The 23529-nt window shown below is 64.0% G+C and carries 20 protein-coding genes; 15 read left to right on the forward strand and 5 right to left on the reverse strand.

Going from position 1 to position 23529, the window contains the following annotated elements:
- Positions 1-53: 53 nt before the first annotated feature.
- Entirely contained in the window at positions 54-365 is a 312-nt protein-coding gene (locus tag PD284_RS13215) for a hypothetical protein (protein ID WP_274628653.1), read from the reverse strand.
- Between the two features lie 231 nt (positions 366-596).
- On the opposite strand from PD284_RS13215, the gene PD284_RS13220 reads away from it, so the two are divergent.
- The gene (locus PD284_RS13220; protein ID WP_274628654.1) at positions 597-995 is read left to right on the forward strand and encodes a hypothetical protein; all 399 of its coding nucleotides are present in this window, start codon (positions 597-599) and stop codon (positions 993-995) included.
- A 61-nt stretch (positions 996-1056) separates the two neighbouring features.
- Here PD284_RS13220 and PD284_RS13225 read toward each other — a convergent pair whose 3' ends face one another.
- A complete protein-coding gene (locus PD284_RS13225) occupies positions 1057-2469 on the reverse strand; it encodes a helix-turn-helix domain-containing protein (protein WP_274628655.1) in 1413 nt (470 codons plus the stop codon).
- Between the two features lie 183 nt (positions 2470-2652).
- On the opposite strand from PD284_RS13225, the gene PD284_RS13230 reads away from it, so the two are divergent.
- From PD284_RS13230 to PD284_RS13250, 5 genes are all read left to right on the forward strand, one after another.
- Positions 2653-4185: an acyl-CoA carboxylase subunit beta gene (locus PD284_RS13230; RefSeq protein WP_274628656.1), complete on the forward strand. Its 1533-nt coding sequence runs from the start codon at positions 2653-2655 to the stop codon at positions 4183-4185.
- 11 nt (positions 4186-4196) lie between these two features.
- The gene (locus PD284_RS13235) at positions 4197-6200 is read left to right on the forward strand and encodes an acetyl-CoA carboxylase biotin carboxylase subunit (RefSeq protein WP_274628657.1); all 2004 of its coding nucleotides are present in this window, start codon (positions 4197-4199) and stop codon (positions 6198-6200) included.
- 37 nt (positions 6201-6237) lie between these two features.
- On the forward strand, positions 6238-8373 hold the full coding sequence (gene scpA, locus PD284_RS13240) for a methylmalonyl-CoA mutase (RefSeq protein WP_274628658.1): 2136 nt from the start codon (positions 6238-6240) through the stop codon (positions 8371-8373).
- A 241-nt stretch (positions 8374-8614) separates the two neighbouring features.
- Positions 8615-9982, forward strand: a complete 1368-nt coding sequence (locus PD284_RS13245; protein ID WP_274628659.1) for an FAD-binding oxidoreductase — start codon at positions 8615-8617, stop codon at positions 9980-9982.
- Positions 9983-10076: 94 nt separating this feature from the next.
- On the forward strand, positions 10077-11120 hold the full coding sequence (locus PD284_RS13250; RefSeq protein ID WP_274628660.1) for an Ldh family oxidoreductase: 1044 nt from the start codon (positions 10077-10079) through the stop codon (positions 11118-11120).
- Between the two features lie 35 nt (positions 11121-11155).
- Here the strand turns inward: PD284_RS13250 and PD284_RS13255 are convergent, their stop codons facing one another.
- Both PD284_RS13255 and PD284_RS13260 read right to left on the reverse strand, forming a co-directional pair.
- Positions 11156-11401 (reverse strand): DUF982 domain-containing protein, encoded by a 246-nt coding sequence (locus PD284_RS13255; protein WP_274628661.1) that lies wholly within the window; start codon positions 11399-11401, stop codon positions 11156-11158.
- A 249-nt stretch (positions 11402-11650) separates the two neighbouring features.
- Positions 11651-11962, reverse strand: a complete 312-nt coding sequence (locus tag PD284_RS13260) for a YMGG-like glycine zipper-containing protein (RefSeq protein ID WP_411956267.1) — start codon at positions 11960-11962, stop codon at positions 11651-11653.
- Positions 11963-12297: 335 nt separating this feature from the next.
- On the opposite strand from PD284_RS13260, the gene coxB reads away from it, so the two are divergent.
- The 6 genes from coxB to PD284_RS13290 all read left to right on the forward strand — a co-directional run bounded on the left by coxB (position 12298) and on the right by PD284_RS13290 (position 17474).
- Complete coding sequence (gene coxB, locus PD284_RS13265; RefSeq protein WP_274628663.1) at positions 12298-13158, forward strand: cytochrome c oxidase subunit II; 861 nt, start codon at positions 12298-12300, stop codon at positions 13156-13158.
- 82 nt (positions 13159-13240) lie between these two features.
- Positions 13241-15013 (forward strand): cytochrome c oxidase subunit I, encoded by a 1773-nt coding sequence (locus PD284_RS13270; protein ID WP_274628664.1) that lies wholly within the window; start codon positions 13241-13243, stop codon positions 15011-15013.
- A complete protein-coding gene (locus PD284_RS13275; RefSeq protein ID WP_274628665.1) occupies positions 15010-15711 on the forward strand; it encodes a cytochrome c oxidase subunit 3 in 702 nt (233 codons plus the stop codon). Before PD284_RS13270 ends, PD284_RS13275 begins: the two co-directional genes overlap by 4 nt.
- A gap of 12 nt (positions 15712-15723) precedes the next feature.
- Positions 15724-16446, forward strand: coding sequence for a heme-copper oxidase subunit III family protein (locus tag PD284_RS13280; protein ID WP_274628666.1), 723 nt, complete (start codon positions 15724-15726; stop codon positions 16444-16446).
- A gap of 9 nt (positions 16447-16455) precedes the next feature.
- On the forward strand, positions 16456-16857 hold the full coding sequence (locus PD284_RS13285; protein ID WP_274628667.1) for a cytochrome C oxidase subunit IV family protein: 402 nt from the start codon (positions 16456-16458) through the stop codon (positions 16855-16857).
- 143 nt (positions 16858-17000) lie between these two features.
- Positions 17001-17474 (forward strand): aminoacyl-tRNA deacylase, encoded by a 474-nt coding sequence (locus PD284_RS13290; RefSeq protein ID WP_274628668.1) that lies wholly within the window; start codon positions 17001-17003, stop codon positions 17472-17474.
- 50 nt (positions 17475-17524) lie between these two features.
- Here PD284_RS13290 and PD284_RS13295 read toward each other — a convergent pair whose 3' ends face one another.
- Complete coding sequence (locus PD284_RS13295; protein ID WP_274628669.1) at positions 17525-18349, reverse strand: DUF2189 domain-containing protein; 825 nt, start codon at positions 18347-18349, stop codon at positions 17525-17527.
- A 693-nt stretch (positions 18350-19042) separates the two neighbouring features.
- Between PD284_RS13295 and PD284_RS13300 the strand changes: the two genes are divergently transcribed.
- The 3 genes from PD284_RS13300 (at position 19043) to PD284_RS13310 (ending at position 23494) form a co-directional block, all read left to right on the forward strand.
- On the forward strand, positions 19043-20323 hold the full coding sequence (locus PD284_RS13300; RefSeq protein ID WP_274628670.1) for an O-antigen ligase family protein: 1281 nt from the start codon (positions 19043-19045) through the stop codon (positions 20321-20323).
- A 155-nt stretch (positions 20324-20478) separates the two neighbouring features.
- Complete coding sequence (locus PD284_RS13305) at positions 20479-21576, forward strand: hypothetical protein (RefSeq protein WP_274628671.1); 1098 nt, start codon at positions 20479-20481, stop codon at positions 21574-21576.
- A gap of 499 nt (positions 21577-22075) precedes the next feature.
- Positions 22076-23494, forward strand: coding sequence for an SGNH/GDSL hydrolase family protein (locus tag PD284_RS13310; RefSeq protein ID WP_274628672.1), 1419 nt, complete (start codon positions 22076-22078; stop codon positions 23492-23494).
- Positions 23495-23529 lie beyond the last annotated feature (35 nt).

Genomic DNA, 23529 nt, shown 5'->3' on the forward strand with positions numbered 1-23529 from the left:
GCACGCATGTCGGCGTCACCCAATGCGCTTTCGCGTAGCGGGACGTCCTTCCGTCACTTGAGCTTCGGCAGCTGGATCGCAGAGTTGCCGAAGCCGCTCATCCCGCCGATGTCGGGGGGGCTGTTGCCCACGGCGCTGCCAAGCGGATCGTTGGGCACGAAGACCGGAGGGGCGGGCGGCAGGACCGACGTGGCGCGGCCTTCGTCGATGGCGTTGCGGAACTTGAGCGGGGTGCAGGTGCCGGTGATCAGCGGGTCGGAACCGTCAGGACAGATCAATCTGGGGGCCGGCGTCAATACCTCCTGTGCGTGCGCTGCGCCCGCCATCGCAAGCAACAGGGTCGCGGCGATCAGCTTCGCGTTCATGATCAGTCTCCAGTTCTTGCCGCCAGCGCGCGTCCGCCGCGATGTCGAACGCACGACGGTGCTTTCCGTTCTCTCATGAAAGGCTGCGCCTTGTACACCTCTTGAAGATCGCGACATGCGCCGGGACAATGTCGGCGACACGCCGCAGGCGAATCCACCTTGTTGCGGACGCGACAGGCATGTCAAAACTCTGGAGGCAAGGGCGAGCATCTCGGATGCAAGGAAATCCGCATGAAGCGCGTATCTCGACTACTGCCAGCACTGCTGATGGCAGCGATGCCCGGGACCGAGGGATTTGCACAATCGCCGGATAAGATTTCCTATGACGCGACGCCTGGAAAGGAGCTTCAACTCGGCATTTTTGCGACAGTTGCCGAGCCCTGCCAGGGCGCACCCATACCGCAGCTGCGCATTGCCAAGGCGCCAGTCGGCGGCAAGCTGATCATTCGGGTGCTGGCCGTGCCGATCCCGCAAACCGACCAGGTTTGCGCAGGCAAGCGCATTCCGGCGCAGGTCGTCTTCTATCAGAGCGATACGGGATTTTCTGGATCCGACAGCGTGGTGCTGGACGTGGGTGTGAAGGGGCAGCCGATACGCACCCAGGAGATTTCGATCACCGTCGGAAAGTGAGGCCACACTTCGGGCGGATGAACGCGACCCGTGCCTTCCGCATGCCGATCCATTCGTCGACCTACAAAACCTTGTAGGGCAGGGCGGTGCGCAGATTGTGGTCGACGGTCAACTGCCGTTTGAGCGGCGGCACGGCACGCTGGAAGCAGTCGACGCGCTCGCAGATGCGGCATGAGATACCGATCGGGTCGAAGGCGGCCCGGTTCACCAGATCAAGCCCGTCCGCATAGACGAAGTCACGCGCATGCGAGACCTCGCAGCCGAGCGCAATGGCGTAGCGAGGGCGCAGCGCATTGAATCCGCCGCTCGTCTTGGAAAGCTCGGTGGCTATCGAGAGGTAGCGGGCCCCGTCTGGCGTCTCGGCGAGCTGGCGGATGATGCGGCCCGGCGTTTCGAATGCCTCGTGCACGTTCCAGAGCGGGCAGGCGCCGCCATAGCGGGCGAACTGGAGCTTTGCCGCGCTGTGGCGCTTGGTGATGTTTCCGGCGCGATCGACGCGGGCGAAGAACACAGGCGTTCCCTTGGCGCCCGGCCGCTGCAGCGTGGAAAGGCGGTGCGCCACTTGTTCGAGGCTTGCGCCGAAGCGGGCAGCCAGCAGTTCGAGATCGTGCCGCACCTCCTTCGCCGCCGCGAGGAACGTTCCGTAGGGCAGGCAGAGAGCGCCCGCGAAGTAATTCTGAAGCCCGATTCGACAGATCTCGCTCGCCTCCGGCGTGCGAAAGCCGGCACGGCTCACGATCCTGTCCATCGTCGCCCTCTCCTCCACAGCCGCCACCTGGAAAGCCGTCTGGAAGGTTCGCGTGGGAGCCGGCGCGTAGCCGTTCATGTAGAGAATGCGTCCGTCGGCATCGTAGCGACGGAGGGGGTCGTCGCCGCGCGCCGTGCGGATCGTCCTGACGCCGTGCCTTTCCTCCAGATAGCGGGGAAGGGCAGCCCCGGCTTCATTCTCCGGAATGCCCAGGCGGCCGGCCAGCGTCTCCGCCGCAAGGTCAAGCTCGTCGACATAGTTGTCGATGAAGTGAAAGAAGTCGCGCACTTCCTCGTAGGGCGTCGGGTCGCTCGGCGTGTTGGTGCGGACCATTTGGTCGTCGACGCTCGCCAGCTGCTCGCTGTTGCGCCGGTAGGCCTGGTGTCCGGCGATCAGGGCGCGCGCGATGCCCGGCGCGTTCTGCGTCACCAGCTTCAATTCCTGCAGGCTCGGCGAATAGGTGCCGAAGACCGGATCGGCCAGCGCCTCGCTCAGGGCCGACAGGAGCCGGTCGCTGTCGCTGCCCGAGATGGAGGCGATGTCCATCTTGAAGTTCTCGGCAAGCGACAACAGGACCGTGGCCGAGACAGGCCGCTGGTTGTTCTCGATCTGGTTGAGATAGCTGGTCGAAATGCCGAGGCGTTCCGCAAAGGCGGTCTGCGTCGAACTGTTGGCCTCCCGCATTTCGCGGACCTTGCGACCAATGAAGAGCTTTCCGGCGGCCATGTTTGCAACTTCGCAAAATTCAATTTGCAAACATCTACATTACACACGCGCACCCGATCAAACATTTTCTCGCGACAGCCGACCGCATAAAGGGCGAGCGTCGCGCGCTTTCGGGAGAATAGTCAGAATGGCTCTAGCTTTTCATGTTTGCAGCCTCGCTGCCGAGCGGCAGGGCGTCCGCTGATGCGCGCCGTTCTCGAGCAACTGGAAGCCCGCCGCGCAGAAGCTCGCCTCGGCGGTGGGCAGAAGCGCATCGACGCGCAGCACGCCAAGGGCAAGCTGACCGCCCGTGAGCGCATCGAAGTGCTCCTCGACGAGGGATCGTTCGAGGAATACGACATGTATGTCACGCACCGCGCAGTCGATTTCGGCATGGCCAGCCAGAAAGTCGCCGGCGACGGCGTCGTCACCGGCTGGGGCACGATCAACGGCCGGATGGTGTACGTGTTCTCGCAGGATTTTACCGTGCTCGGCGGCTCACTGTCCGAGACGCACGCGCAAAAAATTTGCAAGATCATGGACATGGCCGTGCGCAACGGCGCGCCGGTGATTGGCCTGAACGACAGCGGCGGCGCGCGCATCCAGGAGGGCGTGGCCTCGCTCGCCGGCTATGCCGACGTGTTCAAGCGTAATGCCGACGCTTCCGGCGTCGTGCCGCAGATCTCGGTCATCATGGGCCCCTGCGCCGGCGGCGCGGTCTATTCGCCCGCCATGACCGACTTCATCTTCATGGTGCGCGACTCGTCCTACATGTTCGTGACGGGCCCGGACGTCGTGAAGACCGTCACCAACGAGATCGTCACGGCCGAGGAACTCGGCGGCGCGCGCACCCACACGCAAAAATCCTCCGTCGCCGACGGCGCATTCGACAATGACATCGAGGCGCTGGAAGGTGTGCGGCGTCTGTTCGACTTCCTGCCGCTCAACAACCGCGAGAAGCCGCCGGTCAGGCCGTTCCACGACGAGCCTTCGCGCCTCAAAATGCGGCTGGACACACTGGTGCCTGACATCGCCAACAAGCCCTACGACATGAAGGAACTGATCCTGGCGATCGCCGACGAAGGCGACTTCTTCGAGGTCCAGGAGGCTTACGCGCGCAACATCATCACCGGCTTCGTGCGCATCGAGGGCCAGACCGTCGGCGTAGTCGCCAACCAGCCCATGGTGCTGGCAGGTTGCCTCGACATCGATTCCTCGCGCAAGGCGGCGCGCTTCGTGCGCTTCTGCGACGCTTTCTCCATCCCCATCCTGACGCTGGTCGACGTACCGGGCTTCCTGCCGGGCACGGCGCAGGAGTATGGCGGCGTCATCAAGCATGGCGCGAAGCTGCTGTTCGCCTACAGCCAGGCGACCGTGCCGATGGTCACGCTGATCACGCGCAAGGCGTATGGCGGCGCCTATGACGTCATGGCGTCGAAGCATATCGGCGCCGACGTCAACTACGCCTGGCCGACCGCCGAGATCGCGGTGATGGGCGCCAAGGGCGCGACCGAGATCCTCTACCGTTCGGAACTCGGCGACCCGGATAAGATCGCCCAGCGCACGAAGGACTATGAAGAGCGCTTCGCCAATCCGTTCATCGCGGCCGAGCGCGGCTTCATCGACGAGGTGATCATGCCGCACTCGTCGCGCAAGCGCATCGCACGCGCCTTCGCCGCACTGCGCGGCAAGAGCGTCGATGCGCGGTGGAAGAAGCACGACACGATGCCGCTATGAGGCCGACCGACATGTTCAAGAAGATCCTCATTGCCAATCGTGGCGAGATCGCCTGCCGGGTCATCAAGACGGCCCAAAAGCTCGGCATCGCAACCGTCGCCGTCTATTCCGACGCCGACCGCGACGCGCTGCATGTCAAGATGGCCGACGAAGCAGTCCACATCGGCCCGGCCCCGTCGTCACAGTCCTACATCGTCATCGAGAAAATCCTCGACGCCATCCGTAAGACGGGCGCGGACGCCGTGCACCCCGGCTACGGCTTCCTGTCGGAGAACGCCAACTTCGCCGAGGCGCTGAAGGCCGAGGGCGTGGCCTTCATCGGCCCGCCGCCGGTCGCCATCGAGGCGATGGGCGACAAGATCACATCGAAGAAGATCGCGGCCTCCGCCGGCGTTTCCACCGTTCCCGGTCACATGGGACTTATTGAGACTGCGGACGAGGCCGTCCACATAGCTGGCTCGATCGGCTATCCGGTGATGATCAAGGCCTCCGCCGGGGGCGGCGGCAAGGGAATGCGGATCGCCTGGAACGACGCCGAGGCGCGCGAGGGGTTCCAGTCGTCGAGGAACGAGGCGAAGTCCTCCTTCGGCGACGACCGCATCTTCATCGAGAAGTTCGTCACGCAGCCGCGCCACATCGAGATCCAGGTGCTGGGAGACCAGCACGGCAACATCGTCTATCTGGGCGAGCGCGAATGCTCCATCCAGCGCCGCAACCAGAAGGTCATCGAGGAGGCGCCGTCGCCGTTCCTCGACGCCGCGACGCGCAAGGCGATGGGCGAGCAAGCCGTCGCGCTTGCCAAGGCCGTCGGCTATTTTTCCGCGGGCACCGTCGAGTTCATCGTCGACGGCGACCGCAATTTCTACTTCCTCGAGATGAACACCCGCCTGCAGGTCGAGCATCCGGTGACGGAGCTGATCACCGGCCTGGATCTGGTGGAGGAGATGATCCGCGTCGCCGCTGGCGAGCGGCTGCGCATTGCCCAGGACGACGTGAAGCTGAACGGCTGGGCGATCGAAAGCCGGCTCTACGCCGAGGATCCGTATCGCAACTTCCTGCCGTCGATCGGCCGACTGACGCGCTATCGCCCGCCCGTCGAAGGCGAGCAGGCCGATGGCATCGTGGTGCGCAACGACACCGGCGTCTTCGAGGGCGGCGAGATCTCGATGTATTACGACCCGATGATCGCCAAGCTCTGCACCTGGGCGCCCGACCGCATCACCGCGATCGACGCGATGAGCGCGGCGCTCGACGATTTCGAGGTCGAGGGCATCGGCCACAACCTGCCGTTCCTGTCGGCTGTCATGGAGCAGGAGCGGTTCCGCGAAGGCCGGCTGACAACCGCCTACATCGCGGAGGAGTTTCCCGACGGTTTTGCGGGCGTGACGCCGCGTGAGGCTGACGCCAGATTGCTCGCCGCAGCGGCCGCGCTGATCAATCTGAGGGTGCAGGGCAGGGACGTCCAAATCTCCGGCGCGCTCGCCAACCACGCGCGGCCGGTCTCGCCGGACTGGATCGTCGCGCTCGACGACTTCTCGTTCCCGATTCACTGCGAGCAAAGGCAGGACAGTGTTGCGGTGTCGTTTGATGACGGCACGACGCTCCAGGTGTCGAGCGACTGGCAACCGGGCGCGACCCACGCCACGTTCAAGATCGACGGGCGCGCCGTCGGCATCAAGACCGGGCTGGCTGGCTCGAGGATCCGGCTGCGGTGGCGCGGCATTGACGCGACCGTGTTCGTCCGCTCGCCGCGGGTGGCCGAGCTAGCGCGCCTCATGCCGAAGAAGCTGCCGCCGGACACCTCCAAGTTCCTTCTCTGCCCGATGCCGGGCGTCGTTACCTCCATCGTCGTCAACGAGGGCGATACGGTCGAGGCCGGGCAGGCGCTCGCCACCGTCGAGGCGATGAAGATGGAGAACGTGCTGCGGGCCGAACGCCGTGGCGTGGTCAGCCGCATCGCGGCCAAGGCAGGAGCCAGCCTCGGCGTCGACGAACTGATCATGGAGTTCGAGTGATGGTGGCGGCTGCGTGTCAGGCTTTCGGGAGGGTCCAGTGACCGAAAAGCTCGCCAAATGGAACGCCGCGGCCGAGCGCGAGGTGAAGGCCTCCTCCGAGACGCTGGTCTGGAAGACGCCCGAGGGCATCGACGTCAAGCCGCTCTACACGGCCGAGGACCTTGCGGGCGTAGACCATCTGGGCTCAATGCCCGGCCAAAAACCGTTCGTGCGTGGGCCGCGCGCCACCATGTATGCCGGCAGGCCCTGGACCATCCGGCAATATGCGGGGTTCTCAACCGCCGAGGCGTCGAACGCATTTTATCGCAAGGCGCTCGCCGCCGGTCAGCAGGGCGTCTCGGTCGCCTTCGACCTCGCCACCCACCGCGGCTATGACAGCGACCATCCGCGTGTCGAGGGCGATGTCGGCAAGGCGGGTGTGGCGATCGACTCGGTCGAGGACATGAAGATCCTGTTCGACGGCATCCCGCTCGAAAAGGTCTCGGTGTCGATGACCATGAACGGCGCGGTGATCCCGATCCTCGCCAACTTCATCGTCGCTGGCGAGGAGCAGGGCGTGCCGCGGGCGCAGCTTTCGGGGACCATCCAGAACGACATCCTCAAGGAATTTATGGTCCGCAACACCTACATCTACCCGCCCGAGCCCTCGATGCGGATCATCGCCGACATCATCGAGTACACGGCGAAGGAAATGCCAAAATTCAATTCGATCTCGATCTCCGGCTACCACATGCAGGAGGCGGGCTCGACGCTGGTGCAGGAACTGGCCTTCACGCTGGCCGACGGGCGCGAATATGTCCGTGCGGCGCTGAAGAAGGGGCTGGACGTCGACGATTTCGCCGGCCGCCTGTCGTTCTTCTTCGCCATCGGCATGAACTTCTTCATGGAAGCGGCCAAGCTGCGCGCCGCGCGGCTTTTGTGGACGCGCATCATGGAGGAGTTCGAGCCCAAGAAGCCGTCCTCGCTGATGCTGCGCACGCACTGCCAGACGTCGGGCGTGTCGTTGCAGGAGCAGGATCCCTACAACAACATCGTACGCACCGCCTTTGAGGCAATGTCGGCCGCGCTTGGCGGCACCCAGTCGCTGCACACCAACTCCTTCGACGAGGCGATCGCCCTGCCGACAGAGTTTTCGGCCCGCATCGCCCGTAACACGCAGCTGATCCTGCAGCACGAGACGGGCGTCACGAAGGTCGTCGATCCGCTCGCCGGCTCCTACTATGTCGAAAGCCTGACCAAGGACCTCGCCGACGCAGCCTGGAAGCTGATCGAGGAGATCGAGGCGATGGGCGGCATGACCAAGGCGGTCAATGACGGCTTGCCCAAGCGCCTGATCGAAGAGGCGGCGACCAAGCGCCAGGCTGCCGTCGACCGCGGCGACGAGGTCATCGTCGGCGTCAACAAGTACCGGCTGGAGAGCGAGGACAAGATCGACATCCTCGACATCGACAACAAGGCGGTGCGCGAGGCCCAGATCCGGCGCATCGAACAGACGCGGCGTCAGCGAGATCCCAAGCGCGTTGACGCGGCCCTTGCCGTGCTGGCGGAAGTCGCGGCTACCGGCAAGGGCAACATCCTCGAGGCAGCCGTCGAGGCCTCGCGGGCCCGCGCCACGGTGGGCGAAATCTCGGACGCGCTGCGCCATGCCTTCGGGGACCATGCGGCTGTCCCGAAGGTGGTCAAGAACGTTTACGGCAAGTCGTACGAGGGCGATCCCGAATACGACAACCTCGTCGCCCGCCTCGGCGAGCTGGCGAAGACGCTCGGGCAGACGCCAAAAGTGCTGGTCGCGAAGATCGGCCAGGACGGGCACGACCGCGGCGCCAAGGTCATCGCTTCAGGCTATGGTGACATCGGCTTCGAAGTGATCGCCGGACCGCTGTTCCAGACGCCGGAAGAGGCGGCCGACCTGGCGGTGAAGTCAAAGGTGCACGTGGTCGGCATGTCGTCGCTTGCCGCCGGGCACAAGACCCTGGCGCCCCAGCTCATCGCGGCGCTGAGATCGCGCGGTGCGGAAGAGATCATCGTCGTGGTCGGCGGCGTCATCCCGCGCCAGGACTACGAGTTCCTCCACGAGCACGGCGTGGCGGCGGTGTTCGGCCCGGGCACCAGCGTGCTCGATTCGGCGCGCGCCATGATCGATCTGCTGGAAGGCAAGCGCCGCAACATCTGAGGCGGGGCGGGGGCCGCTGGGCCTCGCACCGGCATTGGATATCCGATGAGCTGACGGGAGGCCGACAGGACTTCGGCCTCCATCCTGTTCCCGAAAATCCTACAATTCACCACCGACGAAGACCCGAAATCGCCCCGACTGGCTCAACCTGAGCTATCACGTTCCGAACGAGATCGTATAAACGTTCGATTCGACCGGATCGTCAGCGAAGTGCGACGTGGTCGACGGAGGAGTTCTGGGTATGTCGAATGCGGCCGTTGATGAGCTGCTGATGCGGCTCGGGCCCGACAAGGTGAAAGTCGGCGGCGAAATACCCTTGCGCAACTGGTCGGACGCATCCGGCCTTGAGCCGGCATCGCCGCTGGCGCTCGTCCTGCCGCGCACGACCGAAGACGTTTCGGCCGCCCTCGCTATCTGCCACGCTCACGGCCAGGCCGTGGTGACACAAGGTGGGCTGACCGGTCTGGCCGGAGGGGCCCATCCGGGCGAGGGCGAAGTGGCGCTTTCGCTGGAGCGCATGGTGGGTGTCGAGGAGTTGGACCGCAGCAGCAGCACGTTGACGGCGCTCGCCGGGACGCCGCTGCACCTGGTGCAGCAGGCGGCAGACGACGCCGGCCTGATGTGCGGCATCGATCTCGGAGCGCGGGGCTCCTGCACCATCGGCGGCAACGTCGCCACAAACGCCGGCGGCAACCAGGTGCTGCGGTACGGCATGGCGCGGAAGAACGTGCTGGGGCTGGAAGCCGTCCTCGCCGACGGTACGGTTGTCCGCTCGCTCAACAAGATGATGAAGAACAACGCCGGCTACGACTGGACGCAGCTCTTCATTGGGTCCGAGGGGACGCTCGGCGTCGTCACGCGCGTGGTGGTGGCCCTCCATCCGAAGCCGGTCGGCGTCCAGACCGCGGTCCTGGCGGTTTCCTCGACGTCGGATGCGATCGCCGTGCTGCGTGGTCTGGAACGGTCGCTGCCGGCGGGTCTGCTGGTCTTCGAGGCGATGTGGCGTGAAATGTATGAGATCGCCACGACCTCGATCGGCGTCGCGGCGCCGATCGAGCAGGGGCATGACCTCTATCTTTTGGTGGAAGCGCCCGGCGGCGCCGCGGCCTTCGAGGCGGCGCTTGCGGGCCTTTACGAAGATGGTCTGGTGCTGGACGCCGTCATTGCCAAGTCTCAGGCCGAGCGCGACGGCTTCTGGGCCCTGCGCGAGAGCGTCTACGAATATGACCGCCACTTCAGCAAGGGCGTCGGCTTCGACATCTCGATTCCACTCGATCGCCTGTCAGAGGCGATTGACGCGCTCAGACGCGATCTCCCTGCTGCCTTCCGGGGCGTGGTGTGGGTTGCGTTCGGGCACATCGCCGATTCGAACATCCACCTGCAGATCATGCCGCCCGATCTTACGGATTTCGTGAGGAAAGCCGTCGAACAACTCGTCTACGATCACACGAAACGGCTCGGCGGCTCGGTTTCGGCCGAGCATGGCATTGGACGTATCAAGCGGTCCTATCTCGGCATGACGCGCAGCGCGCCGGAACTGGCGCTGATGGCGAGCGTCAAGCGCGCGCTCGATCCCAAGGACATTCTCAATCCGGGGCGGATCCTGTGATCATGCGGCGCAGATATATGCGCCAGGGGCCGGTGAAGCCGGCGACGTTGCATGACGGCCCAATCACCGTCAGCCAGCTAACCAAGGTGTCGTGATGGCAGATCAAGCGAACCGGACGATCCTCGTTGACCCGGCAGTTCTCGAGGGGCGGGTCTTCTCCTCTCTGCGCGACAATGGCGCGGACGGACCATCGGCCGAAGCGACGACGCGGGCGCTGATGCATGCGTCGCGACTGGGCGTCGACAGCCACGGCGTGAGGCTGGTCCCACACTATGCCATGGTGTTGAAAGGCGGCCGCGTCAACGGATTGCCGAAGCGCACGATCAGGCGAACTGCAGCGGCTACCGCCGTTCTCGACGCCGACGACGGGCTCGGGCATCCGGCCGCCTATCAAGGCATGGAGCTTGCCTGCGAGATCGCGCGTGAAAGCGGGGTCGGCGTAGTGGGGATCGTCCGCTCCTCGCATTTCGGGGCGGCTGGCGCTTATGCGCGGGCCGGCGCCGAAGCGGGTTTCGTCGCCCTCTGCACCTCGAACGCCGATTCCGCCGTCACCTTGTTCGATGGCGTTGCGCCCTTCCACGGCACCAATCCGATCGCCGCGGCGGCGCCCGTCGCCGGCGGCAGGCCTTGGCTGCTGGATCTTGCAACCTCATCCATTCCGTTCAACCGCGTGCTTCTCTATCGTTCGCTGGGGCTTGGGCTGCCTGCCGACGTCGCCGTGGATGGCGAGGGACACCCGACGACCGAGGCCGAACTCGCCCGCACGTTGCTGCCCTTGGGTGGCGCGCAGTACGGTTTCAAGGGAGCCGGGCTGGCGGGTCTTGCAACCATCCTTTCCGCCGTGCTGATGGGGATGGCCGTCGATGACCAGATGATCCAGATGGGGTCGGAGGACATCCGGACGCCGCGCAACATGGGGCAATTCTGCCTGGCGATCGATCCGGAGCGGTTCGGCGGCGCAGCCGCCTTCGGGGAGGCGATGGCTGGCTATCTCGACCGGCTGAGGGAGGCGCCCGCGCGCGCCGGACGTGAGATCATGGCGCCCGGAGATCGCGAATGGAAGGTCGAGGCCGATCGGATGCGCAACGGAATCCCTGTCGACGTCGACACGGCTCGATTCCTGCAGCTTGAGGGCTGATCGCGGCCCGAGGGCGCGTTGCCGCGGCTTCCGCCTTACTCTGCCAGTAGCCGCGCTTCGCGAGCCGCGTCCATGAACGCCTCACGAGCGGCGTCGGCCGGCTTCTCGCCGTGCATGGCGGTGACGCAGGCATGCCGCGCATTGAGGAATGCGGGCGTGCCCGCATTGCGCCAGTGATGGTCGAGGAGTTCGAGCGCCTGCTTCGGGCCGAGCACGTTCTGAACGTCGCCCGTGATGCCCACCGCCACAAGAACCGGTCGCGAAAACCAGACATCAGTCATGCCAGACCTCGCATTCATGCGCGGCGAGGATACGCCCGGCCCGGGAGGGGATCAATCACAATCCCGAGTGCGCGATGACGCCGCGGTCTAGGGCCGACGGCTGAGCCTCGCAGTGGGTGTCCCCCTCGCGGTCGCGAGGATGGGGCAGCATTCCAACATTAAGCCTTCCGGCGACGCGTTTCAGCTCGTCGCCGGAAGGCTTATTTGCTTCTGGTGGCCTCCCGCGAGGCCACTGCGCGATGCAGCCGGTCAGTAGTTCCCGGAGTAGTAGCGCTCGTCACACGGCGCGACGAAGATCCTGCCGTCACGGCCCCGGTACTGGCACATCTGTTCGCCCCGGTTCGGGGTGGTCGCGGTGCCGACCGCCGCGCCGAGCAGCGCGCCGCTGGCTGCGCCGATCACGGTGCTCTTCGTGTCGCGGCCGAGGGCCTGTCCGACGAGGGCGCCGCCAGCAGCGCCGACGAGCGCACCAGTTCCCGCGCGCTGCTGCTGTTCGGTCTGCGCGCAGCCACTGACCGCGAGGCCCAGGAGTGTAACAAAAACCGCAGCTTGCCGTCGCATATCGTGGTCCTTCATCAAGTCAGTCGATTGTCCCGCAAGCCCTCATTGCCTCGACAGGCGTTGAAAATCAACCGCTATGTAAATGCAGCGGCGCGCCCGACCACCGCGCAAGATCGTCGCTCGACGAAGGGCCTCGGCGTCTCGGTCGATGCGGCTCTCGTCTTCTGTCGCCATTGCGCCATGAACCGCCGAGCTCCGGGACGGTGTGCGCCGCGCGACATGACGCCGCTGTTCGCCAGCCTACCGCCACTAGAATTCCGTGACCAAATCAAGCATGATGCAACCGGCATTCCGGGTCTCGGAAGCAGCTCCCGGGAATGCCGGGAGGAACGCGCATGGTTGTAGCGTTCGTACTCGTCCTGATTGTCGTGGGTTCTGTGCTCTTTCACGCGCTCAGCCCATGGTGGTGGACGCCGATTGCGTCCAACTGGGACTATATCGACCACACGCTCGTCATCACCTTCTGGATCACAGGCGTCGTCTTTTCCGCGGTCGTGCTGTTCATGGCCTATTGTGTCTGGCGGTTCCGTCACAAGGAGGCGGCGAGGGCGCATTATGAGCCAGAGAGCAAGCGGCTCGAGACCTGGCTGACGGTCGTCACCGGCGTCGGCGTCGCTGCCATGCTGGCGCCCGGCCTCTATGTCTGGGCCCAGTTCATCACGGTTCCGGATGACGCCACCGACGTAGAGGTCATCGCCCAGCAATGGCAATGGAGCTTCCGCCTGCCCGGAACCGACGGCAAGCTCGGAACCTCCGACAGCCGCCTGGTCAGCGCCGAAAATCCCCTCGGCGTCAATCCGGACGACACAAACGGGCAGGACGACGTCGTCGTCGAGGCGGCCGACCTGCACCTCCCGGTCGGCAAGCCGGTGAAGATGCTGCTGCGGTCGATCGACGTGCTGCACGATTTCTACGTGCCCGAGTTTCGCGCCAAGATGGATATGATCCCCGGCTCCGTCACCTACTTCTGGTTCACGCCGACGCGGACCGGCAGCTTCGAAGTGCTGTGCGCAGAGCTCTGCGGGACCGGGCACGGCTTCATGCGCGGCGTCGTCGCGGTCGACAATGATGAGGACTACCAGGCCTGGCTGCAGGAGCAGTCGACCTTCGCGCAGCTTTTCTCACCCGACAAGGTTGGCGCGGCAGAGCCGGCGCGAACGGGTGCGAGTGGCGCGATCCAGCAGGCGCAGCAATGAGGATGGAGGCGGCATAGCGTTGCATTTGCCATGACGGGGCCCGGCCGCCTCGGGCCTCGCCGGAGAAGCAGGAGAACAGGTGATGGTCGATGTCTCGCCGCGCGCGGCAGATGCCATTCCGCCCGCGGAAGTTCCGGAACTCGAACTCTACCATCCTCACAGCTGGTGGACGACCTACGTCTTCTCGCAGGACGCCAAGGTCATCGCAATCCAGTATGCCGGCACCGCGATGGCCATCGGCTTCGTGGCGCTGGTGCTCTCCTGGCTGATGCGGCTGCAACTCGGCTTCCCCGGCACCTTTGATTTCATCACCCCGGAAGCCTATTACCAGTTCATGACCATGCATGGGATGATCATGGTCATCTACCTGCTCACTGCGCTGTTTCTCGGCGGTTTCGGCAACTACCTGATCCCGCTCATGGTCGGCGCGCGGGACATGGTGTTCCCCTACGTCAACATGCTGAGCTACTGGATCTACCTGCTCGCAGTCCTGATCCTCGTCGCCAGCTTCTTCGCACCAGGCGGCCCGACCGGCGCCGGCTGGACGCTCTACCCGCCGCAGGCGATCCTCGGAGGCACACCCGGCGGCCAGCAGGCCGGCATCATCCTCATGCTGGTGTCGCTGATCCTGTTCATCATCGGCTTCACCATGGGCGGCCTGAACTATGTTGTGACGGTGCTGCAGGGACGCACGCGCGGCATGACGCTGATGCGCATGCCGCTGACCGTCTGGGGCATCTTCACCGCAACCGTGATGGCGCTTCTCGCCTTTCCGGCACTGTTCGTCGCCAGCGTCATGATGCTGTTCGACCGCCTGCTCGGAACCAGCTTCTTCATGCCGGCGCTGGTCGAGATGGGCGAACAGCTCTCCTATGGCGGCGGCAGCCCGATCCTGTTCCAGCATCTGTTCTGGTTCTTCGGGCACCCGGAGGTCTACATCGTGGCGCTGCCCGCCTTCGGCATCGTCTCCGACCTGATCAGCACGCATGCCCGGAAGAACATTTTCGGGTACCGCATGATGGTGTGGGCGATCGTCGGCATCGGTGCGCTGTCTTTCGTGGTGTGGGCGCACCACATGTATGTGAGCGGCATGCACCCGTATTTCGGGTTCTTCTTCGCCACGACGACGCTGATCATCGCCGTCCCGACCGCCATCAAGGTCTACAACTGGGTGCTGACGCTGTGGCGCGGCGACATCCATCTGACCATCCCGATGCTGTTCGCGCTGGCCTTCATCGTCACGTTCGTCAATGGGGGGCTGACCGGCCTGTTCCTCGGCAACGTGGTCGTCGACGTGCCGCTGTCCGACACCATGTTCGTGGTCGCCCACTTCCACATGGTGATGGGCGTGGCGCCGATCCTCGTGGTGTTTGGCGCGATCTACCACTGGTATCCGAAGATCACCGGCCGCATGCTCGACGAGTGGATGGGCAGGTTCCATTTCTGGGTCACCTTCCTCGGCGCCTACCTGATCTTCTTCCCGATGCATTATGTGGGCCTGGTCGGCGTGCCGCGGCGCTATCCGGAACTCGGCGATACCGCCTTCATTCCCGACTCGGTCCACACGCTCAACGAGTTCATCAGCGTGATGGCGTTCATCGTCGGCTTCGCGCAGCTGGTTTTCCTGTTCAACCTGATCTGGAGCCTTCGCTTCGGCAAGGATGCCGGCGGCAACCCGTGGCGGGCGACCAGCCTCGAATGGCAGACGCCCACGACGCCGCCGCCGCACGGCAACTGGGGCAAGGAGGTTCCGGTCGTCTATCGCTGGGCCTACGACTACAGCGTTCCCGGCGCGCCTGAAGATTTCATTCCGCAGAACGATCCGGGTCCGATGAAGGCGGCGGGGAGAGCATGAGCGTCATCCTCGTCTTCCTGCTGGTCATCGCGGGCGTAGCCGGCTGGTGGCTCAGCCAGCAGCGATTGATGTCCAAGCCGTGGCTGGAGCAGGGCGTCGACGTGTTCCCGGGCGGGCAGGCGCCGACGATGCCGAATCCCAAGCTCGGCCTCGGCGTGTTCCTCGCAGTCGTGGGATGCTTGTTCGCGCTCTTCGCCAGCGCCTATTTCATGCGTATGGAGCTTGCGGACTGGCGGGCGATGCCGCTGCCGCGCATCCTGTGGTTCAATACGCTCGTCCTTGCGCTGAGCAGCGTCGCGCTTCACATCGCGGTGGTGTCGTCGCGCAAGGACCAGATCCAAACGACGCGGCTCGCGCTTGTCACCGGAGGACTCACCGCGCTTGTTTTTCTCGCGGGACAGGTGAGCGCCTGGCGGGACCTCGCCGCCAGCGGCTACCTGCTCAACGGCAACCCGGCAAACAGTTTTTTCTACCTCCTGACCGGCATGCACGGCCTTCACATCGTCGGCGGCCTCGTGGCGCTCGGCGTGACGACCGCCAGGGCATGGGGCGACGTCCCACGCGAGCGGCTTCGCCTCGGCGTGGAACTCTGCGCCATGTACTGGCACTTCCTGCTGTTCATCTGGCTCGCGCTCTTCGTGCTGATCGCCGGATGGGCGAACGACTTCATAGACATTTGCCGTCAATTGCTGACCTGAAGGAGGGGGCGGATGGCCGAAACCACGATCTCAGATGCCGGCTACGCCACCCCGCGGCCTGACGGGCTGAGGGGGATCGCCGCGGATTGGGCCTCCGACCAGCGGGCGTTCAAGAACGTCTCCTGGGGAAAGGCCATGATGTGGATCTTTCTCCTCAGCGATACTTTCATCTTCGGCTGCTTCCTCCTGTCCTACATGACGGCGCGCATGTCGACGCGGGTGCCCTGGCCCAACCCGAGCGAGGTCTTTGCGCTGCATATCGGGGGCGCCGATATTCCGCTCATCCTCATCGCCATCATGACCTTCGTACTGATCTCCTCGAGCGGCACGATGGCCATGGCGGTGATGTTCGGCTACCGCCGCGATCGCCGCAAAACCGCTGCGCTGATGCTGCTGACCGCCGTGCTGGGCGCGACCTTCGTCGGCATGCAGGCCTTCGAGTGGACCAAGCTGATCCAGGAAGGGGTGCGGCCGTGGGGCAATCCTTGGGGCGCAGCGCAGTTCGGATCGTCCTTCTTCATGATCACCGGCTTCCACGGCACCCACGTTACCATCGGCGTGATCTTCCTCATCATCATCGCCCGCAAGGTCCTGCGCGGCGACTACGACACCGGCGCGCGCGGTTTCTTCACCAGCCGGCGCGGCCAGTACGAAAGCGTGGAGATCATGGGGCTCTACTGGCACTTCGTCGATCTGGTCTGGGTGTTCATCTTTGCGTTCTTCTATCTCTGGTGAGAGGCGGATATGTCTGAAGCGACCGTACCTGCAAACGGACAACACGCATTGCATGCCGCCCACGGGCATGAGACCGCGGTGGCTGCCACGCACGCCGACACGCATCAGGAGCATCCCATCAAGCTTTACCTAGTGGTTTGGGGATGGCTGTTCGTGCTCAGCGCAGGCTCCTACATGGTCGACTACTTCCACCTGCAGGGTTACCTGCGCTGGTCGCTGATCCTGTTGTTCATGGTGCTCAAGGCGGGCCTGATCGTCGCTGTCTTCATGCACATGGCCTGGGAGCGTCTGGCACTCGTCTATGCGATCATCGTGCCGCCGGTATTCGTTCTGGTGTTCGTTGCGATCATGGTGATCGAATCCGAGTACACGCTTTTCAGCCGCCTCACCTTCTTCGGCGCCGGGTCCTGAAGCCCACCCGCGCCGCTGCGCTCGTGCCCTACAGCGCGCAACCGGCCCAGGCTCGGACCATTCCCGATTGACATCCGGGCTGACGGGAGGACAATCACCGCTTCGCTCATACGCGTCATGCATGCCAGCAAAGGACGCCCAAGATGACGATAGCACCCAAACTCAAGAAGTACATCGACGGCGAGGGCGTCTCTTATGATACGCTCGCGCATCAACGCACGGCCACCAGCCGGCAATCCGCCATGGCCGCTCATGTGCCGGGCAGCAGGTTGGCGAAGACCGTAGTGATCCACCATGAACTCGGCTACGCGCTCGCCGTGGTCCCGAGCACGCACAGGGTGGAACTGGGGGCTCTGCAGGACATCATGGACAAGCGTCTCGGCCTTGCCTCCGAGGACGAGGTGGGATCGTTGTTCGACGACTGCGACATCGGCGCGGTGCCGCCCATCGGAGCAGCCTACAACCTGCCGGTGATCCTCGACGAAAGCCTTCGCGATGCCAACGATATCTACTTCGAAGGCGGCGATCACAAGACGCTCGTGCACGTCACCGGCAAGGACTTCCGCAGCCTGACCAGAGGGGCGCAGCAGGCGCGCTTCAGCCATCCTGCCTATTGACGGTGGGCGGACCGGCGCCGCGAACTGGCGCCGGGCCGGGTCTCGCTCGGTCAGCGTCTCGGCTGATGTGAAGGCGAGGGCAGGGGCTCGATGAGCTTTCGATACAGATGCCAGGTCGCGTGTCCGAAGACGGGCAGCACGACGGCCAGGCCGGCAAAGAGCGGGATCGACCCGAGCATCAGCCCCACGGCCACCATCAGCCCCCAGACCAGCATCACGAACGGATTGGCCAGCACGGCCCGCACCGAGGTGTGGATCGCCTCATAAGCGCCGACGTCGCGGTCGAGGAGGAGCGGGAAGGCGATGACAGTGGTGCAGAGCACCACCAGTGCAAAGACGAGGCCGATGGCGTGTCCCACGATGATCAGCGTCCATCCGTGGCCGGTGGCGAAGATCTGGTCCAAGAACCCGGAAATCGATGCGGGCGGCTGCGACCCGAACAGATACTCGTAAAAGGCCTGCGCCGTCAGGAGCCAACCGACGAAGATGACGAACAGCATGATGCCGACAGCGGCGATCGAGGGCAACGCCGGCGAATGCCTGATGTCGAAGGCATGCCGCCATGACGTGTCCATGCCGAGTTCGCGCCGACGGCTGATCTCGTAGAGGCCGAGGGCGGCGAAGGGGCCGATGAGCGCAAAACCCGATACCAGTGGAAACAGCATCGGCAGCGCGTTTGCCCCGGAGGTCCAGGCCGCCAGGACGACGCCCATGATAGGGTAGATCATGAATAGGAAGACGATGTGGGACGGCTTTACCAGGAAGTCGTCGATGCCGCGCCTCAGCGCGTCGAACAGGTCCGAAACACCGATCTTTCGCACTCCGGTGTGCTCCAGCGTTTCGGTGGCGCCTGCGATCACGTGAAAGGTTGCCATGACCATCCTCCAAGAGCGGGTCCCGGTTCGGTCGCGGTGCGCGGCGCTGTGGTCCAGCTAGACCGGCCACGCAAGACGCGACCTGCCCCCAGGGGAGAATACTCCTATGCTCGCGATTTTGCACCGGGATTTGAGGCGTCCCCGTCGCGAGCACGCCGACTCGCCCTTTTCGGCGCATTCCGATAGACTTTCGCGAGCTGGGAGTTCGCGCCATGGACTCGAAGACATTTGCCTTTGTTGGGCTGGGAATCGCCTTTCTTCTGCTCTTCGGATTCTGGCTGTCGTCCTGACGCGTTCGCGCGCAGTGCGCGGCGGTCGCCAATGCCCCGGCTGAGATCCTTTGCCGTGAACCATGCCTGTTTTGCGATGGCGACGTATCGGGGGGCATCCAGCCGTTCCCCCCGCTTCTGGATATCGGCAGCACGTAAGGTTTTCCCGCGGATGATCCCGCAACGCCTTGTCACGCGAGGGCGGAGCTAGTCCAATCAAGAAAAATACCCCGGTTAGTGGGGCCGGAGCCGTGATCGGGATCATTGTCAGGCAAGCAATCACTCCCGGCTCTCAAGTCGGACGGGGCCTGACCAAGGCCCGTCGGGGGCGCGACTCGACCGCGGCATACCGGATCGTCGCCCCGATCGTTGCAATGCGAGGCATGTCTGCTCGCGGCGGCCCGTCGCAATCGGCGCCAAAGCCATGAGAGACGCAGCTTCTGCTTCTCTTCAGCGTCTTGAGTTCGGCCTGGTATGTGCAGCCGTCTTCTTCGCGCCCTACAGCGCGTTCCGTCATCCGGATCTCTTCTTCACGGCGGGCGATTTTTTTTTCCTGATGGCGATCATGCTTCGTCTGCTCTCAGGGTGGCCGATCAGGCCCCTCGGCGAGGGAACGCTGCTGTGGTACGCCGGCTTTGTCATGTTGAACTACGGCCTGCTCGTCAGCAGCCTGATCAATGGCGACATGGCGCGCGCGTGGGTGGTCTTCGCCCAGTACCTGTTCGCGTATATCTTGCTGCCCTTCGCTGTGAGCCGTTCGTCCTATGACGACGCCATCACGCTGGCCAAGTGCTGCGTGTACGGAATGGTCACGATGTGCGTTTTCGGCATCGGCGCCTATGCGCTGGGATTCAATGCCGGACATGCCCGACATTTCGCCATCGTCACCGGGGGCGGTCGGTTGACGGGCTTCGTGGACAACGCGAACGGCCTGGCCGGCTACATTGCTCTTACTCTTCCATTACTGTGCTTTCTCACAACCATCAGAGCTTTCAAGCTGCCCACCACCATCGCGCTGGCCGTCCCGTTGCTGGTGGCGCTGGTGCTCGCCAGCTCCAATACCGGACTGATCGGGGCGTTGCTCTCCACCGGGATCTATATGATCGGCGCAAGGCGTCCCAAGATCCTGGCCGTCTTCGTGATGGTGTGCGGGGGGGCGGTGGCTACGGTCGTGTTGTGGGGGGAGCACTTCCTTCCTGCAGTGTTCCAGCGGCGGGTCCTCAACGCCGTTACCGAAGGCGACATCACCGAGGCGGGGACTTTCGTCGACCGCTACGAACTGATCAAGGAAGCATGGCGACTGGCTGATACCCACCTCCTTCTGGGGATGGGCACCGATCAGTATCGCACTGTCAGCGAACAGGGGTTGTCTGTTCACAACGCCTATCTGCTGCTGCTCAACGAGGGCGGTCTGGTCGCCCTCTGCGGCTACCTCCTTATCCTGGGGAGCGCTCTCATAGCGCCGTGGCAGGGTCGCCATCGCCGGGATGGAGGCGCGATACTCCTTTGCACGGTGGCGGTCGCCACGGCCGTGGCGTTCATCGCCTTCTCCGGCACGCATATGTACGCCCGGTTTCTCACAGTGCCTCTGCTGCTGACTGTGGGCGCTGCGGTGGCTTCGGGGCGAGGCAGAACCCGCAGGCCGGCTGCGCCGTCGACCTGGGAACCAATGGGACAGCAGCTCATCTCGGCGAGGAACCAATGACGGTGCGATACGAGCATTCCGACTTGCAAGCCGGTTCTCCAACCGTTTCGTCAGATGGTCTCCAGCGCGGTCCTGGCCACATCATCGGAGCCCTTGCCGCTTCCGTCCGACGCCCCGGGTCGCAAGCGTTCGAAGTTTTCGCAGTCCTGCTTTTGTTGACCGCGTCCCTGGACACGTTTTTCGAGGTCTATCGAATAGCCCTATTCGACGCCATGCCCTACGACGACTACGCCCCCTACCTGCTCCACGTGCTTGGCGAGCCAGGGGGGGCAGTGCCCAGAAGTCCGTTCGTCTACCGGATCGGCTCGGTCATCCTGGCGATTCCGTTCTACTACATGCCGCTGGTGAAGTTGAACGAACCGGCCATGATTTCAGACTCCATTGAATACATCAGGGCGACCCAGGCGATGTCTGCGGCCAATGTATTCTACGTGTTCGTATCCTGCCTCATGACCTACGCCTACTGCCGAATCCGGCTGAAGCTGCCGAGGGAGTGGGGCCTCATAGGGGCTTTGACCCTATTCATCCTGTCTCATTTCCTGGGGCTGACGAGCGTCGACGGGATCGCGTTGCCATTCGTGACCCTTGTCGCCATATCCGTCTTCGAGCGTTCCATGCTGGCCTTCGTGCTGACGGTGCTTGTCGCTGCCTTCGTCAACGAAAAGGTCGCCATTCTTGCCTGTCTTTTGACCGGCAGCCGTTTTCTGTTCGCGCACAATGACCGGCGCTTTTACTTCAAGGCGCTGGTCGCGGCGGCTGCCGTGGTCGCTGCCACCTTCGTTGCCGTGAGCGTTCTCCAGTTCCCCGGATGGGAGCACCAGCGCACGCCTTCAAAATTCCTTTCCTCCGCCGCGGGCATGATAGCGCTGATGTTCAGTCCGAGAGGCGCGTACCGAAACCTGCTTCCGCCATTGATCCTGATCGGCTTGTGGTACCTGTCGCTGGGCGCCCCTCGCAAGGGAAGGATCTCCGAACCGGCGGACTTGGGCGTGATCCTCGGTATTGTGGCCACGGCCTTCGCCGTCGATGTGCGGTACAATGTCGGCCGCATCGCAATGTATTGCGCGCCGCTGTTTGTGATGACCGCAACCCAGGCTCTCGCCTCGTTCAGTTCAAGAGGCGTCGCGGAAGGCGTTCCGATAAGAGCGCCGGAAACCGAGAACGCTGCGGCAATGCCGACAGATCCGGCGCCTGTGAGCGGTGCTCCTCCGCCCGTGGCGTTGCAAGGGACGAGCAGAGCCGATTTCGGCTGACCGGTGAGCGCATCTGCTGTGCGAGGAGGGCGAAAGCGCCGCGGCGGCGGGCGTAGAGCGCAAGCCAAGCTTCCCTGCCAAGACCAATTTTTCCTGACATGACAGCACAGCAGGCAGCACCCAGGATGCCGATCCCCAGGTCAAACAGTGGGGTGTGCGCGTCTGTGCACAGAATGAACCGACCGCGATCCGTCTTGGGAGAGAACTGGATCCATCTCGTGCTTCATACGGACAGGACAACATCCCGCCATCGTCGGCCGGGCCTTGCGACGGCTTGGCCGCTCGGCCCCACGCCTGCGTCTCGTGACCTTGCCACGCGTCCGAGGGCCCCCCGATCCCGGGGCTCCAGAAGCGCGACAGCACACCTTTGCGAAACACACGTATCGCCATCGATGGCTACGGCTGCAGGCTGGGCTGGCGGAGACCTTGATCTCGATCGGCTACAGCATGCGACAAAGCGTGCTGAAGCAAGCCGGTCGCCATACGCGGGGGGCAGGACATGACATCGGTGGAATCCCACAATGCTCCGCGAGACGATGGGGCACGCCCGAAACGGAGGAGCGGGATGGGACGTGGCTTGGGGGCCGCGGCGTGCATCATCGTGGGTGTGTATCTTCTGCTGAGTCCGACCTATGCGCTGCTGAATTTTGCCGCCTATGCATCTGAGGCTCCGCACTTCCTGCGCTACGTCGCCATTCCAGTCCTGATCGCCGTCGGGTTTCTTGGCACAGCCATATTCGCGAGCGCCAACGTGGCCATGATTGTCGGATCGTGCGGCCTGAGCGCTCTTGCCGCTCTCTTCCTGTTCGAGGCGCTTCTGACCATGCAGTCCGTGCCTGTCCGGATGGGCATGCTCGGTCAATTGACTGCCGAGCAGAGAGGAATGCTCGAGAATGCCAATCTTGTGCGAGGCTTCACGCTGCGGCGTCTCAATCACTTGTCCGACAACGAACAGCTGAATCAATCGATCCTGTCGGGCTTCCCTGGCACTCGCGTGGTGCTTTGCGCGCCCGAGGAGAACCTCATCACCTACACGGCCGACCGTTACGGGTTCAACAATCCCGATGAGATCTACAAGTCGCGCGTCGACGTTGTTCTCCTGGGAGACTCCTTCATCGAAGGTTTCTGTCTTCCGCGCGGACAAGACCTGGCATCTCGTTTGAGAAGCCGTGGCGTCGCGGCGGCCGGTTTCGGCATCAGGGGCAACGGGCCGATAGCCGAACTCGCCACTTTGGGTCGGTTCGGACCAATACTGCACCCGCGCCACGCGGTAATGGCGTTCTTTGCCGGCAATGACTGGGAGAATCTCGAAGCGGAACGAAACGACGCGTGGCTGGCGGGAGCCCTGCGTCCCGAGGCGGACTACGGAAATCCCGTCAGCGCGGCGGCGAGTCTCAAGCGTGCGCGAACCGCGTTGCAGCAGCAAGTCGATACCGAGCGCATCAATGCGGTTGATCTCCTGACCGAAACATCGGTCCTGCGCAACTTCGTGGCGCTTCAGCAGACGCTCACGCGCCTTGGGCTCGTCTATCCGAAGATCTCCGAGCCGCTGCCGGAATTCCGGGAGACCCTTCGGCGCGCCAAAGCCGTGGCAGAGAGTTGGGGCGGCACCTTCACGCTGGTCTATATCCCGAGAATTGACCGCTATATGGGAGCACTCTCCTCCAATTTCGCGTTCGACCAGCTGCGCGACCTGGTGTTGGAGGCGGCCAAGGCGGAATCGATCGACGTCATCGATCTCCATCTCAGCCTACGCCAGCAGAAAGACCCGGCGAGCATGTATGCAGCGGATGGCCATTTCAGTCGCGCAGGCGCCGAACTGGCCGCGCAGGTGATCGCCGACCACCTCAAGGCTGCAGAGAAATCCGCTCGCGCCGACGAGTCTAAGGCAACTCCCCATACCGGCTATGACGATTGAGCGTCAGGCGGGCATGGTATCCGCAGGGGGCAAAG

The sequence above is a fragment of the Mesorhizobium shangrilense genome (assembly GCF_028826155.1).
GTDB classification, from domain to species: domain Bacteria; phylum Pseudomonadota; class Alphaproteobacteria; order Rhizobiales; family Rhizobiaceae; genus Arvimicrobium; species Arvimicrobium flavum.